This window comes from Nocardia sp. bgisy134 (assembly GCF_057708325.1).
In genome coordinates this window covers 285,066-298,849 of record NZ_JBYIRW010000010.1, presented here as the reverse complement: position 1 = coordinate 298,849, position 13,784 = coordinate 285,066, and the positions used below count along the sequence as shown (strand labels likewise).

Annotated in this window: 15 protein-coding genes; 10 read left to right on the top strand and 5 right to left on the bottom strand. The window is 69.0% G+C overall.

From position 1 onward, the window contains the following. The first annotated feature begins 60 nt into the window (after positions 1-60). Together rsmD and coaD are read left to right on the top strand one after the other, a co-directional pair. Positions 61-618: a 16S rRNA (guanine(966)-N(2))-methyltransferase RsmD gene (gene rsmD, locus AC3ERS_RS19960; protein WP_431969529.1), complete on the top strand. Its 558-nt coding sequence runs from the start codon at positions 61-63 to the stop codon at positions 616-618. A gap of 20 nt (positions 619-638) precedes the next feature. Next, on the top strand, positions 639-1,124 hold the full coding sequence (gene coaD, locus AC3ERS_RS19955; RefSeq protein ID WP_431969528.1) for a pantetheine-phosphate adenylyltransferase: 486 nt from the start codon (positions 639-641) through the stop codon (positions 1,122-1,124). Between the two features lie 74 nt (positions 1,125-1,198). On the opposite strand, the gene AC3ERS_RS19950 is transcribed toward coaD, so the two are convergent. Continuing rightward, positions 1,199-1,711 (bottom strand): GtrA family protein, encoded by a 513-nt coding sequence (locus AC3ERS_RS19950; RefSeq protein WP_431969527.1) that lies wholly within the window; start codon positions 1,709-1,711, stop codon positions 1,199-1,201. Between the two features lie 370 nt (positions 1,712-2,081). On the opposite strand from AC3ERS_RS19950, the gene AC3ERS_RS19945 reads away from it, so the two are divergent. The 8 genes from AC3ERS_RS19945 to AC3ERS_RS19910 all read left to right on the top strand — a co-directional run bounded on the left by AC3ERS_RS19945 (position 2,082) and on the right by AC3ERS_RS19910 (position 8,808). After that, complete coding sequence (locus AC3ERS_RS19945) at positions 2,082-2,828, top strand: DivIVA domain-containing protein (RefSeq protein WP_431969550.1); 747 nt, start codon at positions 2,082-2,084, stop codon at positions 2,826-2,828. A 164-nt stretch (positions 2,829-2,992) separates the two neighbouring features. Then, the gene (locus AC3ERS_RS19940) at positions 2,993-3,619 is read left to right on the top strand and encodes a YceD family protein (RefSeq protein WP_431969549.1); all 627 of its coding nucleotides are present in this window, start codon (positions 2,993-2,995) and stop codon (positions 3,617-3,619) included. A gap of 54 nt (positions 3,620-3,673) precedes the next feature. Next, positions 3,674-3,856: a 50S ribosomal protein L32 gene (gene rpmF / locus AC3ERS_RS19935; RefSeq protein ID WP_014987105.1), complete on the top strand. Its 183-nt coding sequence runs from the start codon at positions 3,674-3,676 to the stop codon at positions 3,854-3,856. 22 nt (positions 3,857-3,878) lie between these two features. Then, positions 3,879-4,601 carry a ribonuclease III gene (rnc, locus tag AC3ERS_RS19930; protein ID WP_141809475.1) on the top strand — a complete coding sequence of 241 codons (723 nt, stop codon included), beginning with the start codon at positions 3,879-3,881 and terminating at the stop codon, positions 4,599-4,601. 1 nt (position 4,602) lies between these two features. Beyond that, positions 4,603-5,463 carry a bifunctional DNA-formamidopyrimidine glycosylase/DNA-(apurinic or apyrimidinic site) lyase gene (gene mutM / locus AC3ERS_RS19925; RefSeq protein ID WP_431969526.1) on the top strand — a complete coding sequence of 287 codons (861 nt, stop codon included), beginning with the start codon at positions 4,603-4,605 and terminating at the stop codon, positions 5,461-5,463. 64 nt (positions 5,464-5,527) lie between these two features. After that, positions 5,528-6,109 carry a dihydrofolate reductase family protein gene (locus AC3ERS_RS19920; protein ID WP_431969525.1) on the top strand — a complete coding sequence of 194 codons (582 nt, stop codon included), beginning with the start codon at positions 5,528-5,530 and terminating at the stop codon, positions 6,107-6,109. 4 nt (positions 6,110-6,113) lie between these two features. Then, positions 6,114-7,172: a PHP domain-containing protein gene (locus tag AC3ERS_RS19915; RefSeq protein ID WP_431969524.1), complete on the top strand. Its 1,059-nt coding sequence runs from the start codon at positions 6,114-6,116 to the stop codon at positions 7,170-7,172. A 118-nt stretch (positions 7,173-7,290) separates the two neighbouring features. Continuing rightward, positions 7,291-8,808 (top strand): PstS family phosphate ABC transporter substrate-binding protein, encoded by a 1,518-nt coding sequence (locus AC3ERS_RS19910; protein ID WP_431969523.1) that lies wholly within the window; start codon positions 7,291-7,293, stop codon positions 8,806-8,808. A 17-nt stretch (positions 8,809-8,825) separates the two neighbouring features. On the opposite strand, the gene AC3ERS_RS19905 is transcribed toward AC3ERS_RS19910, so the two are convergent. The 4 genes from AC3ERS_RS19905 to AC3ERS_RS19890 form a co-directional block, all read right to left on the bottom strand. After that, positions 8,826-9,011, bottom strand: a complete 186-nt coding sequence (locus AC3ERS_RS19905; protein WP_431969522.1) for a hypothetical protein — start codon at positions 9,009-9,011, stop codon at positions 8,826-8,828. 68 nt (positions 9,012-9,079) lie between these two features. After that, a complete protein-coding gene (locus AC3ERS_RS19900) occupies positions 9,080-11,215 on the bottom strand; it encodes an amylo-alpha-1,6-glucosidase (protein ID WP_431969521.1) in 2,136 nt (711 codons plus the stop codon). Continuing rightward, positions 11,212-12,399 carry a glycosyltransferase family 4 protein gene (locus tag AC3ERS_RS19895; RefSeq protein WP_431969520.1) on the bottom strand — a complete coding sequence of 396 codons (1,188 nt, stop codon included), beginning with the start codon at positions 12,397-12,399 and terminating at the stop codon, positions 11,212-11,214. Before AC3ERS_RS19895 ends, AC3ERS_RS19900 begins: the two co-directional genes overlap by 4 nt. Positions 12,400-12,690: 291 nt before the next feature. Then, the gene (locus tag AC3ERS_RS19890; RefSeq protein WP_431969519.1) at positions 12,691-13,779 is read right to left on the bottom strand and encodes a winged helix DNA-binding domain-containing protein; all 1,089 of its coding nucleotides are present in this window, start codon (positions 13,777-13,779) and stop codon (positions 12,691-12,693) included. Positions 13,780-13,784 lie beyond the last annotated feature (5 nt).

Genomic DNA, 13,784 nt, shown 5'->3' with positions numbered 1-13,784 from the left:
GCAGCAGGTCGAGGGCGGTGACCTGCTGGTCGAACTGGCCGTGCGCGAGTCGACCGCGGAATGACGCGGATCGTCGCGGGCGCGGCGGGCGGGCGGCGCCTCCGGGTGCCGCCCGCGGGCACGAGGCCCACGTCCGACCGGGTGCGCGAGGCGCTGTTCAGCGCGCTCGACGCCAGGATGGATCTGGACGGCGTCCGGGTGCTCGACCTGTACGCGGGCTCGGGCGCGCTCGGGTTGGAGGCGCTCTCCCGCGGCGCGTCCTACGCGCTGCTCGTCGAATCGGATCGCAAGGCGGCGGCCGTGGTGCGCGGCAACATCGCCGACCTCGGCCTGCCCGGCGCGGAACTGCGCGTCGGGCCGGTCGCCGCGGTGCTCGCCCAGGGCGGTGCGGGCCGGTTCGATCTGGTGTTGTCCGACCCGCCCTACGATGTGGACACCGCGGCGGTGACCGCCGACCTGGTCGCGCTCGCCGACGGAGCCTGGCTGCATCCCGGCGCGCTGATCGTCATCGAACGATCCAGCAGGTCACCCGAAATCGATTGGCCCGCAGCCTTCGTGCCCGCCAAGCCGCGCCGCTACGGCGAAACCCGCCTGGAACTGGCCGACTACCGGCCGTGACCGGGTGGTAGCGTCGCGTCATGGCTGGAGCACTGTGTCCCGGGTCCTTCGATCCGGTCACCAACGGGCATCTCGACGTATTCGCCCGCGCGGCGGCGCAATTCGACGAGGTCGTGGTGACCGTCATGGTGAACCCGAAGAAGCAGGGCATGTTCACCGTCGAGGAACGGATGGAGATGCTGCGCGAGGCGACCGCGCACCTGCCGAACCTGCGGGTCGCCTCCTGGCAGGGCCTGCTCGTGGACTTCGCCAAGGATCAGGGCATCACCGCCATCGTCAAGGGCCTGCGCGACGCCACCGATTTCGGCTACGAACTGCAGATGGCCCAGATGAACAAGAAGCTCTCCGGGGTGGACACCTTCTTCATCGCCACCAACCCGACCTTCAGCTTCCTGTCCAGCTCGCTGGTCAAAGAGGTGGCGGCCTACGGCGGCGACGTCAGCGACATGCTTCCGCCGTCGGTGCACAAGCGCCTGCTCGATCGCCTCGCCGAACGGCGCGGCTGAACTGATCCCACGGACAGAAAAACGCCCCGGTTCCGAATCGTGCGGAACCGGGGCGGATTCGTTCGAGGGCGTTCTCAGAACACCAGGCCGCGTAGGGCGAGGAAGCGCATGCCGCCGACCGCAGCGGTGATGGCAAGGACGGCCGCCGCCTGGGCGGTACCGCCGAGACCTGGCGCCCAGAACTCGAGCCCGGCCAGCGCGGCGGTGGTGATGGCGAGTCCGACCAAGGCGAGTCCGCCGCCCTCCCATTGCGCGGTGAACCAGCCGACCCGGCCCGCAGCGTGGAAGGTGAGCTGGCGGTGCAGCTCGTTGGCGATGATCGTGCTCACCACCGAACCGGCGATGTTGGCCGCGATCGGCCCGATGCCGTGCATGGTGAAGAAGAGCAGGACGTAGGCGACGTTGCTGGAGCCGCCGACCAGTGCGAAGCGGACCAGCTGGGCGAAGGCGCGATCGCCGCGCAGATACTGCAGAAGCTGCCCGAATCGGGCGACCGGCAGCGTGCGCACCGTGGGGTACGGGAAGGCCCACGGCGTGTAGACGCCGACGGGCACCACTGCCGAGCGTGGTACTTCCAGAACCGTCATTGCTCTTCCGATCCAACCCGAGCCTTGGAAGGGACAACAGCGGCGGTTGCCGCTTTCCTCCCCGACCTTCCTGTTCCTTGCGTTCAGTATGTACTGAACATTTGGAACCAGTCAACTGTCCGGCAAGGCGTCCGTTCCCTCCGGTCCCACAGTTCCCGTGTGGCCCTGCGGTCCCCTTAAGAAGATCTTGTCGAGACCCTCTCGAAAAAAATGTAGCACGAAGTGGAGGGGATTCCTCCACTTGATTTTGTGGTGTACGAGACACTGTGACGACACACCGATAGAGGACTCGGCATACGCCGTGATGAGGGGCACACTGGGCGTCGGCGGAGAGTTTCGCCCGATTCAGCAGGAGAGCGGGGTAGTGAGCATGTTTCGCGTATTCGAGGCACTCGACGAGCTGGTGGCCATCGTCGAAGAGGCGCGCGGCATCCCGCCGACCCGCAGTTGCATCGTGCCGCGCGGCGACGTCCTCGAGCTGCTCGACGACGTGCGCGACGCGCTGCCCGGGGAACTCGACGACGCCCAGGACGTGCTCGACCATCGCGACAAGATCGTCTCCGACGCTCGCTCGGCCGCCGAGATCACCGTGACCTCCGCCAACGAACAGGCCGAGCAGACCATCGGCTCGGCGCGCCAGGAGGCCGACCGCATTCTCGCCGAGGCGAAGGCGCACGCGGACCGGATGGTGGCCGAGGCGAGCGCGCACGCCGATCACCTGGTCGCGGCCGCGCAGGAGGAGGCCGACCGCGTCGTGGCCGACGGCAACGCCGAGTTCGAGGCGGTCACCGGCCGGGCGCGCACCGAGTCGGACCGCATGATCGAGGCGGGCAAGGCGTCCTACGAACGCTCGGTGGCCGAGGGTCGCGCCGAGCAGGAGCGCCTGGTGGCCCAGACCGAAGTGGTCAGGGCGGCGCACGCCGAGTCCGCGCGCATCATCGACGGCGCGCACGCGCAGGCCGACCGGATGCGCGACGACTGCGACCACTACGTGGATTCGACGCTCGCCCAGTTCGAGGAAACGCTGAACAGCACCTTGCGCACCGTCGGACGCGGGCGGCACCAGCTGCGCAGCGGTGCGGGAGCGCCCGACTACGCGGCGGAATTCCGCCGCTGACCGCGGCGCGGCGCCGTCCGACGCGACCGTCTTTCCGCCGCGGCGCGCTGTCCGGGCGGTGCGTTGGCCGATGCTGCGGCGCCGCCTGCGTTTTGAGGTTCGGCCTGCACCTCGCGTATTGTTGAGTGGTTGCCCATTTCCCTTCGATCGTGAGTGAGTTCGTGATGCCCGCCGGTTCCGGTTCTGCGTCGCGTCCCCGTGCGGCCTCGCGCCGCAAGACGGACGCGGGTTTCGTGCTGGACATCCGCAGCCTGGGGCGCCGCCCCGGCACGATGCGGGAGCTGCAGCGCACGGTCACCACCGCCGAGAAGATCGGGTTGGACCTGGTCGCCATCCCGGAGGGGGCGGAGGTCGAGCTCGACCTGCAACTGCAAGCCGTGTCCGAGGGTGTGCTGGTCACCGGAACGGTGATCGCGCCGACGGCGGGGGAGTGCTCGCGCTGCCTCGAACCGTTCACCGACGAGGTCCGCCTCCATCTCACGGAGCTGTTCGCCTACCCCGACAGCACCACCGAGCAGACCACCGAGGCCGACGAGATCTACCGGATGGACGACGACCTCATCGACCTGGAGCCGGTGGTCGTCGACGCCATCGGACTGGAGCTGCCGCTGCAGCCGCTGTGCACACCGGACTGCGCCGGGCTGTGCCCGGAATGTGGCGTGCGGATGGCGATTGCGGGTTCCGATCATGGGCATGAGATACTTGACCCTCGCTGGGCCGGGCTGGCGAAGTTCGCCACCGAATCGCCCGGCAACGGCAGTCCCGACGCGGACGCCGACCCAGAACGATAAACGCAAGACCATCAGCCGAACCGGCAGAGCAATTAGGACAGAGGAGAGTTAGTCGTGGCCGTTCCCAAGCGCCGGATGTCCCGTTCCAACACCAGGTCGCGGCGCAGCCAGTGGAAGGCCACCGCGCCTACCCTGATCACCTGCCCGAACCGCGCCTGCGGCGAGAAGACCCTGCCGCACATCGCGTGCCCGTCCTGCGGCACCTACAAGGGCCGCCAGGTCACCGCCGCCGTCTGACAGTTCGACCTGTCGTATCGACGTGACCGTCAGCAAGGACGAAGCCGGCTCGTCCGGTGAACATGCCAGCCTGCTCGAAGCCCTCGGCGTCGACGTGCGACCGGATCTGTTGCGCCTAGCGCTGACACACCGGTCGTACGCCTACGAGAACGGCGGGCTGCCGACCAACGAGCGCCTGGAATTCCTCGGCGACTCCGTCCTCGGCCTCAGCATCACCGAGCGGCTGTACCACGAGCACCCGGACAAGTCCGAGGGCGAACTGGCCAAGCTGCGGGCGAGCGTGGTGAACATGCACGCGCTCGCCGAGGTGGCGCGCGGGCTCGGCGAGGGCGGACTCGGCGTGCACCTGTTACTCGGCAAGGGCGAAGAGCTCACCGGCGGCCGGGACAAGCCGAGCATCCTCGCCGACGGCATGGAGTCGCTGCTCGGCGCGGTCCACCTGCAACACGGCATCGACGTGGCGCGCGGCGTGGTGCTGCGGCTGTTCGCCGAGCTGCTCGAGCGCGGTCCGAGGATGGGTGCCGGGCTCGACTGGAAGACCAGCCTGCAGGAGCTCACCGCGGAACGCGGCCTCGGCGTGCCCAGCTACGAGATCACCTCGACGGGCCCCGACCACGATAAGGAATTCACCGCGACCACGGTGATCGGCGGCCGTGCCTACGGGCAGGGCGTGGGCCGGTCCAAGAAGGAAGCGGAGCAGAAGGCCGCGGGCGCCGCCTACCAGGCATTGACCGCCGAAGCCTGACGTGCCCGAACTCCCCGAGGTCGAGGTCGTCCGGCGCGGACTCGCCGATCATGTCGTCGGCCGCACCATCGAATCGGTGATCGTCACGCACCCGCGGTCGGTGCGCCGCCATCTCGAGGGCGCGGCCGATCTCGCGGCGCGCATGGCCGGTCAGCGCGTGGCAGCCGCCGAGCGGCGCGGCAAGTATCTCTGGCTCACTTTCGACGACGGCGACGACGCGCTCGTCGTGCATCTCGGCATGAGCGGCCAGATGCTGGTGCGGCCCGCCGACGTCCCGCTGGAGAAGCACGCGCACATCCAGGCGACCCTGCACGACGGCACTCAGCTGCGCTTCGTCGACCAGCGCACCTTCGGCGGCTGGGCGCTGGCACCGCTGGTCGAGGTCGACGGCACCCTGGTGCCCGAGCCCGTCGCGCACATCGCCCGTGATCCGCTGGACCCGCGCTTCGACCGGGAAGCGGCGGTGGCCGCAATCCGGACCAAGCAGTCCGAGATCAAGCGGGTGTTGCTCGACCAGTCGGTGATCTCCGGCATCGGCAACATCTACGCCGACGAGTCGCTCTGGCGCGCTAGGATCCACGGCACTCGCCTCGCCTCCGGCCTGACCCGGCCCGTCCTCCGCGAGCTGCTCGACGCGGTCGCCGCAGTGATGGGTGAGGCGCTCGCCGTGGGCGGCACCTCCTTCGACGCGCTCTACGTCGACGTCAACGGCGAATCCGGCTACTTCGAACGCGCGCTCGCCGTCTACGGCAGGGAGGACGAGCCGTGCCGACGCTGCGGCGCGCCCGTCGTGCGCGAGCGTTTTATGAACCGTTCCTCGTACTCCTGCCCGCGCTGCCAGCCGAAGCCGCGCCGCCGCTGACCCGAGCGAGCTACCGTTTCCTCATGCAGTCCGGGACGTCTCCCCGGCCGTGGAGGAAGGACATATGCGCAAGCTCACCTACTACGTAGCGTCGACCATCGACGGGTTCATCGCCACCGAGGACGGGTCGGTCGACTTCTTCCCGGTCGGCGGCGACCACGGCCCGGCGATCACCGCGCAGTATCCCGAGACCTTGCCGACCAAGGTGCGGGAGGCGCGCGGCATCACCAAGCGCAATGCCAACTTCGACACGGTGCTGATGGGGCGCAAGACGCACGATTTCGGCGTCCGCACCGGCACCTCGAGCCCGTACGCCCACCTGCGGCAGTTCGTGGTCTCCACGACCCTGCCGGAGAACCCGGACCCCGCCGTCGAGCTGATCTCGCACGATCCGCTGGAGCGGGTGCGAGAACTCAAGCGGGACAAGGGCCTCGGCATCTGGCTGTGCGGCGGCGGCGAGCTGGCACAGGTGCTGCTTCCCGAGATCGATCAGATCTTCCTGAAGCTGTATCCGATCGTGCTCGGCCGCGGCCGCTCGCTGTTCGGCTCCGGGCCCCGGCTGCCGGAGGCGGCCCGGTTCCGCGTGATCACCAGCCGGGTGTTCGAGGATGGCGTGGCATTCGTGAAGTACAGCAGGATTCGATAGCCGCGTGACCGACGCCGATCGGATCGCCGAACCGGACGGGGCGGGTGCGCCCGGTCCGGTGGAAGCGTTGCGCGAGATCGGCTTCTGGCTCGAGCGCGGCCGCGCCCAGACCCACCGGGTCAAGGCCTACCGTCGCGCCGCCGAGGTGGTGGCGGAATTGTCGCCGGACGAGCTCGCCGCGTACCAGGCGGCGGGCATCTGGCAGGACCTGTCCGGCATCGGCCCGAAGACGGCCGCCGTCATCGCGCAGGCCTGCGCGGGACAGGTCCCCGACTATCTGGCCGGCCTGCGCCGCGCCGCGCAGCCCATCGGCGCGCCGGGCAAGCCGCTGCGCCAACGGCTCCGCGGCGACCTGCACACCCATTCGAACTGGTCCGACGGCGGCAGCCCGATCGAGGAGATGATGAGCGTCGCCGCGGCGCTCGGACACGAATACTGCGCGCTCACCGATCATTCGCCGCGCCTGACGGTCGCCAACGGACTGTCCGCCGAGCGGCTGCGCCGCCAGCTCGACGTGGTGGCGGAGCTGAACGAGCGCTTCGCGCCGTTTCGCATCCTCACCGGTATCGAGGTCGACATCCTCGACGACGGCGCCCTCGATCAGGAGGCCGACCTGCTCGCCGAGCTCGACATCGTGGTGGCCAGCGTGCATTCGCACCTGCGCGCGGACAGCGCGACCATGACCAAGCGCATGGTCTACGCGGTGGCCAACCCGAACGTCGACGTGCTCGGCCACTGCACCGGCCGACTGGTCGAGGGCGTCCGCGGCAACCGGCCGGAATCGACCTTCGACGCCGAACTGGTCTTCGAGGCGTGCAAGAAGTACGGCACCGCGGTGGAGATCAACTGCCGTCCGGAGCGCTTGGACCCGCCCTCCCGGTTGCTGCGGCTGGCGGTGGAGATCGGGTGCCACTTCTCCGTCGACACCGACGCGCATGCTCCCGGCCAATTGGATTGGCAGGGTTACGGATGCGAGCGCGCCGTCGCCAACGGCGTGGACCCGGATCGGGTGATCAACACCTGGCCGGTGGACGATCTCCTGGCCTGGACGGCTGCGTCCTGACCGTTCCCGAGGTGGTCGGGCAGTGAACGGCTGGCGAACATTCGGCGTCCGCCTCCGCGAAATGTGCTAGAGCACTGGACAATAGGCCCACATCGACATCCTGGGGGTGGGGCAACAGGTGGGGGACTTCTCGCTCGACACCGTTCTCGCGCTCGTCGGCATCGCGGTGCCGGTCGCCGCATTCGTGTGGGAGTTCGTCTTCGTGGGCCGCAGGCGGCTCGGCTACCGCGTGCAGATGGACACGCCCGTCACCGGCGAGATCGAATCGGTGTTCCCCGGGGTGCTGGAGAACCTGCGCGCGAACACCGGGGATGCCGGACCCGAACTGCGCGATCTGTCGGTGGTGCTGGTGCGCATCGAGAACAGCGGCAGCACCGCGATCACGGCGTCGGACTACATGGCGCCGACCGCGCGCATCGGTCTGCACCTGCACTTCCCGCGACGCCGGGTGCTCGGCATGGCGGTGACCGAGCTGAGCGATCCCGACCTGGCCGAAAGCCTCGGTCCCGGTTCGGGTATCGCCGTCAGGGAGGACACCGGAGGACGCATCGGCGTCATCGATCTGCCAAAGGTCCCGCTGACCAGAAAGCACCACTACAAGATCCTGGCCATTCTTCAGCAGTCCGAAACTGGCGGCACCGAGGAGGAGCGCACGCCGGTGCTGCGCGGCGAGATTCGCGGCGGGCGCGTCGTCGAGACGCGCAGCCGCACCGGAATCTCCCGGGTCATGCTGGTGCTCACCGCTTTTCTGGTGCTGGTGATCATCGGGCAGTTCGTCGTCGCCCGGTTACAGCCGCCGACCCCGTTGGACTGTGCCGCGGGCAGGCTCACCCTGGTCGGCTCCTCGGCGTTCGAGCCCGTCGTCCGCGACGCGGCGACGCAGTACGAGAAGCGCTGCACCGGAGCCGAGTTCGCCTTCGACTTCCAAGGCACCGAACGCGGCCTCGACCGGCTGGCCGAGGCGGGGCCGGATGCCGAGCTCCTCACGATCAGCGACGGCGCGAAGGGCCCGGGTTATCCCGCGCTGCGACCGCGTCCGCTCGCGGTGTCCCTGTTCGCCGTCTTCGTGCACAAGAATCTCGGCGTCACCGATCTCACGATCGCCCAAGTCCGGGACATGTACCAGGGTCGGATCACCAACTGGCGGCAGGTCGGCGGGCCGGATCTGCCCGTCGTGCTCATCGATCGGGCGCCGGGATCGGGCACTCGGGTGATCTTCGAGACGGCGCTGCTCGGCGGCGAGCAACCCGCCCGCCCGCACCGCAGCTGCACCGCCATCAAGGACACCGCGGGCGCCTACTGCGACGTGCCGGTCACCAAGGACATGCACAAGGCCGTGGACGAGCTTCCCGGCGCGATCGGCTACGGCGAACTCTCCGAGGCCCGCAGGGCCGAGATGCGCATCGTCACGCTCGGCGGCGTCGCGCCGGGCAGGCAGGCCGCGATCGACCGCTCCTATCCCTTCTGGGGCATCGAATACGCCTACAGCAACGGCGACCTCCCCGCGGGTTCGCTCGCGGCGAGCTTCCTGCACTACCTCACCGCGAACGTGGGCGCGGAAGTGCTGCGCGCGCACGGCAACGAGCCGTGCGCCAGCGAGCTCATCGAACCGGGCCGCTGCGCACCGGCGTCATGAGCCGGTCGCGCCGCCGGTCAGTGCGCTTCGGTGTGGCCGAAACAGTAGGCGGCGGCGGCCAGGTACTGGCGACAGCCGGGTCCGTGCCCGGCGTGGACGCTGCGCAGGAACAGCGCTAGCTCCAGATCCAGGTCCGTGGGCTCGATCCCGCAGTCTCTGTGCTGAGTGCTCCACAGGTCCCGCTTGTCCAGCGATGTCTGCATCGTGCACCTCCAGCCCGCGTCGGCGCAGGGTGCCCGATTCCCGTGCGCGGGAGGCTATCGCGAGCGTTTCATAGAGTGATCAGCTGCCAATCGTCGGGCAGTCGAGCCGAGAGCACCTGGTTTCCTTCCGCTTCCAGGTCGACGCTGATCTCACCGAGTCGCAGCGCGGTGAGCGACACCTTGCCCCAGGCCTGGGGGAGCCGCGGCCGCACGGTCAGCGTGCGCTGGGGCACATCGGGATTCAGGCCGAGGAAGGCCCGCACCAGGAGCAGCGGCGCGGCGCTCGCCCAGGCCTGCGGCGAACAGGACGTGGGGTAGGGCACCGGGACCGCGAACCGGGAACGCGGGAAGCCGCAGAACAGCTCGGGCAGGCGCCCGTCGAAAGCCGCTGCCGCGTCCAGCAATCCGGTGGCCAGCCGAGTGGCCAGCTTCGTCGCGCCCGGCACGTGCTCGTAGCGCAGCAGCCCGGCCACGGCGATCGCGGTGTCGTGCGGCCACACCGAGCCGCAGTGATAGCTCATCGGGTTGTAGGCGCCCATATTGGCGGCCAGTGTGCGCAACCCGAAACCGGTGTCCATCTCCTCCTTGGCCAGTTGACGCACCAGTTCCTCGGCGTGCTCGTCGCTGGCGATACCCGCCCAGAGACAGTGCGCCGCATTGCTGGTCAGCGCGTCGACGTGCCGCTTGGTGCCGTCCAACGCGACCGCGTACCAGCCGCGGTCCGGCATCCAGAACTGCTCGGTGAACTTCCCGCGCAGTTCGGCCGCCCGCTCGCGCAGGCGGGTGGCCAGGCGCTGTTCGTCGAAGGCCTCGGCCAGCTCCGCCCTGGCGAGCAGGGCCGCGTGCACGTAGCCCTGCACCTCGCACAGCGCCACCGGCGCCTCGGCGAGATGGCCTCCCGCGTCGTTGATTCCGTCGAAGCTGTCCTTCCAGCCCTGGTTGATCAGACCGCGGTCGGTGGCGCGGCGGTACTCGACGAATCCGTCGCCGTCGCGGTCGCCGTACTCCGCGATCCATTCCAGTGCCGCGTCGGCAGCGGGAAGCAGTTCTTCGATCGCCCGCGGATCCGCGCCCCACCGATGGCATTCGGCGAGCAGCATCACGAACAGCGGTGTGGCGTCGGCGGTTCCGTAGTAGATGGCGCCGCCCAGTACTTGGCCGCCGGAGGGACCGCGCCGCATCTCGTGCATGATCCGCCCCGGCTCTTCCTCGGTGAGCGGATTCAGTTCCTGCCCTTGCAGTTCGGCCAGCTGTTGCAGCGTGCCGAGGGCGAGGTCCACCGCGAGCGGCAGCGCCATCCATGCCGTGAGCAGGCTGTCGCGCCCGAACAGCGTCATGAACCACGGCGCGCCCGCCGCCACGAACGGCCTGCTTCCGCCGGTGTCGTCGTGAATCTGCAAGGCGCCCAGATCACTTTCGGTGCGGCGCAGCACCTGGGTGAGCACCGGGTCCGCCGAGGAGATGTCGGTGGCGGTGTCGCGCCACGCCGCGATCTTGCGGCACGGCGCGCTGTGGCCGACGTGCTCGCCCGGCGTGATCGGCATCTGCACCTGCTGGTTGCCCAGCGTCGGCTGCGCGATGACCTCGGTCTGCCACTTGCCGCCGACCGGAACGACGACTCGCCACACCAGGGCGCCGGGCAGCACGGTGGGTTCCACGGTGGCCGAGATCGTGATGCCGCGCATCCGGTCCGAGCGATCGTGTAGCAGCAGTTCGCTTTCGGAGACGGTCACGTCGGCGCGCACGTGCCCCGCGCGGCCTTCCTTGACCGCGAACAGATCGACGAAATCCGCGTCGACGTGCAGCTCCAGGGTCACCGCCGTGGGTTCGCGGCCCATGTTCTCCAGCGTGAGCAGCTCGTGCATGCCGTCGGCGACGATGCGTTCGCGGACGACCAGCAGGGTGCTGTCGGCCAGCCCGGCCTTCGGCGGTCTGCGCATGACGAAGCGCGCGATGAACGCCTCCGGGCTGAGGACCGACAGCGGTTCCGCCGGTCTGCCGTCGACGAGCAGTTCCCACCGCGAAAGGACGCGCGCGTCCCGGAAGAACAGCCCGTGCGGGCGGCCGGGCTCGACGTCGCCGAGCCGGTTCGACAGGCAGAAGGTGCCACCTTCCACCAGTGTCACCGACCCGGCTCCGCCGAAGCCCGTTGGTTCACCCGAGTTGAGCGGCGTCGGGCCGCTCGCGGCGGATGCTCCTGTCACGCGAGCCTGCTCGCGACCGCGACGTTCGACGCTGTCTCGGGCAGTCGGGTGGTGACCCGGTTCCTCGGCCGCAGGAGCTTCCAATAGACCTGCTCGTACCCGCGGCCGGCGCCGTCGGAGCCGAAGTTCGCCTCGACATGGGCACGGCACGCCATCGGATCCAGGCTCTGCACTTCGGTGATCGCCGCGGTCAGCTCGGCCGGATCGTCGCAGATGCGGCCGGTGACCCCGTCGACGACCACTTCGTCGACCGCGCCGCCGCGCAGTGCGACCACCGGGGTGCCGCACACCATCGATTCGATCATCACCATGCCGAAGGGTTCCTCCCAGAGGATCGGGAACAGCAGGCAGCGCGCACCGGCGAGCAGCTTGCGCTTGGCCTTGGCGTCCGCCATCCCGAAGACGTGATCCCGATCGGTGAGCAGCGGGCGCACCTTCTCTTCGAAATACGCCAGCTCAGGTGGTTCGCTGCACTTGCCTGCGAGGATGAGTGGAATTCCCGCGGCGTGCGCCGCTTCGAGCGCGAGGTGCGGCGCTTTGCACTCGTTGAACCGGCCGAGGAAGAGCGCGTAGTCCTCCTTCTCGGTCTGGAACGGCCAGTCCGCCACGTTGATCGCGTTGTGCACGCGGCCTGCCCAGTGCAGGTCAGGAGCGAGGACACGCTGGCGGTCGCTGATCGCGACGAGCGACACTTCGTCGCCGAGCGCTCGGTAGTACTGGTAGCAGTCGTCCTGCACCGGCCCGTGCACGGTCACCACGGTGGGCAGGCCGAGGCCGTAGTAGGCCGGTGAGTTGAGCGGTCCGGCGAAGGTGTGGTCGTGCACCAGATCCAGGCCATAGGTGGCGTGGTGGCGTTCGATCGCCTTGCGCACCTTCAGCGCGTGCATGACTTCGGGGAACGGCTCGCCGAGCCGTTCGGGCAGCGCCCGATCCCAGAGGGGTACGAAGCGAGCCTTGGTACCCGGCTCGCCGGCGCCGAACAACGTCACATCGTGCCCACGCGTTACCAGCGAATCGACCAGATCGGCGACTACCGCCTCGACGCCGCCGTAAGCCTTCGGCGGCACGTCGAAATACGGCGGAACAACCATCGCAATTCGGAATCGGGTACCGGGGTGATCGATCGACAGAAGATCCGAAGCCACACGCTGCGCCGAAACCGGCGCCGAGAACACTGCGCTCATGACCCTCCTTCCAGGGACACAACCATTGCACTCGCATTCACCCAGCACACCGATGCGCCGGGTGCCTAACGTGGTGGCCGCCGCCGGCGGAGGTGGAGCGAGAACTTCACCGCCGTCCATGGGGCTTTGGTTGGCCTGTCACAGTGGAACGTGATCAGGGGAGGCCGAAGGGGTTGTACCTCGTTTGCCTCGGCTCAAACCCATCAGTTGCCAGTAATCTTCTTCGTACTGTTACCGGACCGATAGTCTCTTTTCGAAAATGGGCGGATCGTCGGCGATTCTTTCGAATTCTCAGCCCCCGTCGACGAAAATTTTCCCGTGTCCGTCGGGTGTCGCGAAACCCAGCAGGCGCACGGCCTCGGCGCGCAGCGCGGCCTCGTCCGCGGCAGAGAGCGGATGCCATGGCGTGATGCGCACGGTGTCGTCCTCCAGCGCCCAGCGGCCGTGCACGAAACCGTCGACGAGATACATGGGAACACCGCCGGAGGCCTCCTTCGCCGTCCGCTGGCGATCCTCCTCGCTGATCACCCGGCGGCGGTCCTTGTGGCCGAGCAGCGCGTTGTCGAAGGCGGGCAGGAAGCGCACCGGCACGTCGAGATCCGGGTCGGCCAGCGGCGCGTCCGGCAGGTCGAACAGCACGCGGTGCCGATCGTCGGTGAAAACGACCAGCTCCGAACGCATTTCGTCGACCACTTCGGCGAGCCGGGTGATGCCCGCCCAGGCCTGCATGTCCGCGACGGTCGCCGGGCCGAAGGCGGCCAGGTAGCGCCGGATGAGCTCGGCGGGGTCGGGCGCGGCCATCGGCGCGCCGATCCATTCCTCGGCGAGACTCACGGTGACGTAGCGATTGCGCCACCGGCCCCACGCGCCGGTGTCCGCGCCGTGCACCAGCGGGACGAGCAGCTCGACGGTCTCGGCGAGTCTGCGGACATGCCGGTCCGGGAACCGCTCGGCGAGCAGTGCGCCGAAATCGCTGCGGCTCAACTGCTTTCCGGCCAGCAGCGCGCGGCCCGCCGCGGCGAGCTCGGCCAGGTCGATGCCCTCGATCTCCTCGCGGTAGTACGCGGCCTTCAGCGCCGCGTCGACCACCGGCTGCACGGTCGGGCGCAGCCAGCGGAAGTCGGCGCTGTCGGCCAGGTGCACGGTTCGGCGAATCATGGTGGAGCGCACCAGCTTCCGGTCGTGCAGCAGTGCGGCGAGATCGTCGTGCCGGAACTCGGCCAGGCGCGTCCAGAGCCCGATGTAGGGCCAATTCGGTTCCTGCCCCTGCACCGCGACGAGATGCTTGACGAGCTCGAACGGCGTCAGATCCACACGCTCCGACAGCTTCTGGCGCAGCAGTAGGGTCCGGTTCAGCTCGCGTAGCGATAGTTCCGTCATGTCTC

Bases quoted from the DNA above. Each gene is read 5' to 3' on its own strand.
- rsmD (WP_431969529.1), top strand. From the start codon at position 61: ATGACGCGGATCGTCGCGGGCGCGGCGGGCGGGCGGCGCCTCCGGGTG.
- coaD (WP_431969528.1), top strand. From the start codon at position 639: ATGGCTGGAGCACTGTGTCCCGGGTCCTTCGATCCGGTCACCAACGGG.
- AC3ERS_RS19950 (WP_431969527.1), bottom strand. From the start codon at position 1,711: ATGACGGTTCTGGAAGTACCACGCTCGGCAGTGGTGCCCGTCGGCGTC.
- AC3ERS_RS19945 (WP_431969550.1), top strand. From the start codon at position 2,082: ATGTTTCGCGTATTCGAGGCACTCGACGAGCTGGTGGCCATCGTCGAA.
- AC3ERS_RS19940 (WP_431969549.1), top strand. From the start codon at position 2,993: ATGCCCGCCGGTTCCGGTTCTGCGTCGCGTCCCCGTGCGGCCTCGCGC.
- AC3ERS_RS19920 (WP_431969525.1), top strand. From the start codon at position 5,528: ATGCGCAAGCTCACCTACTACGTAGCGTCGACCATCGACGGGTTCATC.
- AC3ERS_RS19905 (WP_431969522.1), bottom strand. From the start codon at position 9,011: ATGCAGACATCGCTGGACAAGCGGGACCTGTGGAGCACTCAGCACAGA.
- AC3ERS_RS19895 (WP_431969520.1), bottom strand. From the start codon at position 12,399: ATGAGCGCAGTGTTCTCGGCGCCGGTTTCGGCGCAGCGTGTGGCTTCG.
- AC3ERS_RS19890 (WP_431969519.1), bottom strand. From the start codon at position 13,779: ATGACGGAACTATCGCTACGCGAGCTGAACCGGACCCTACTGCTGCGC.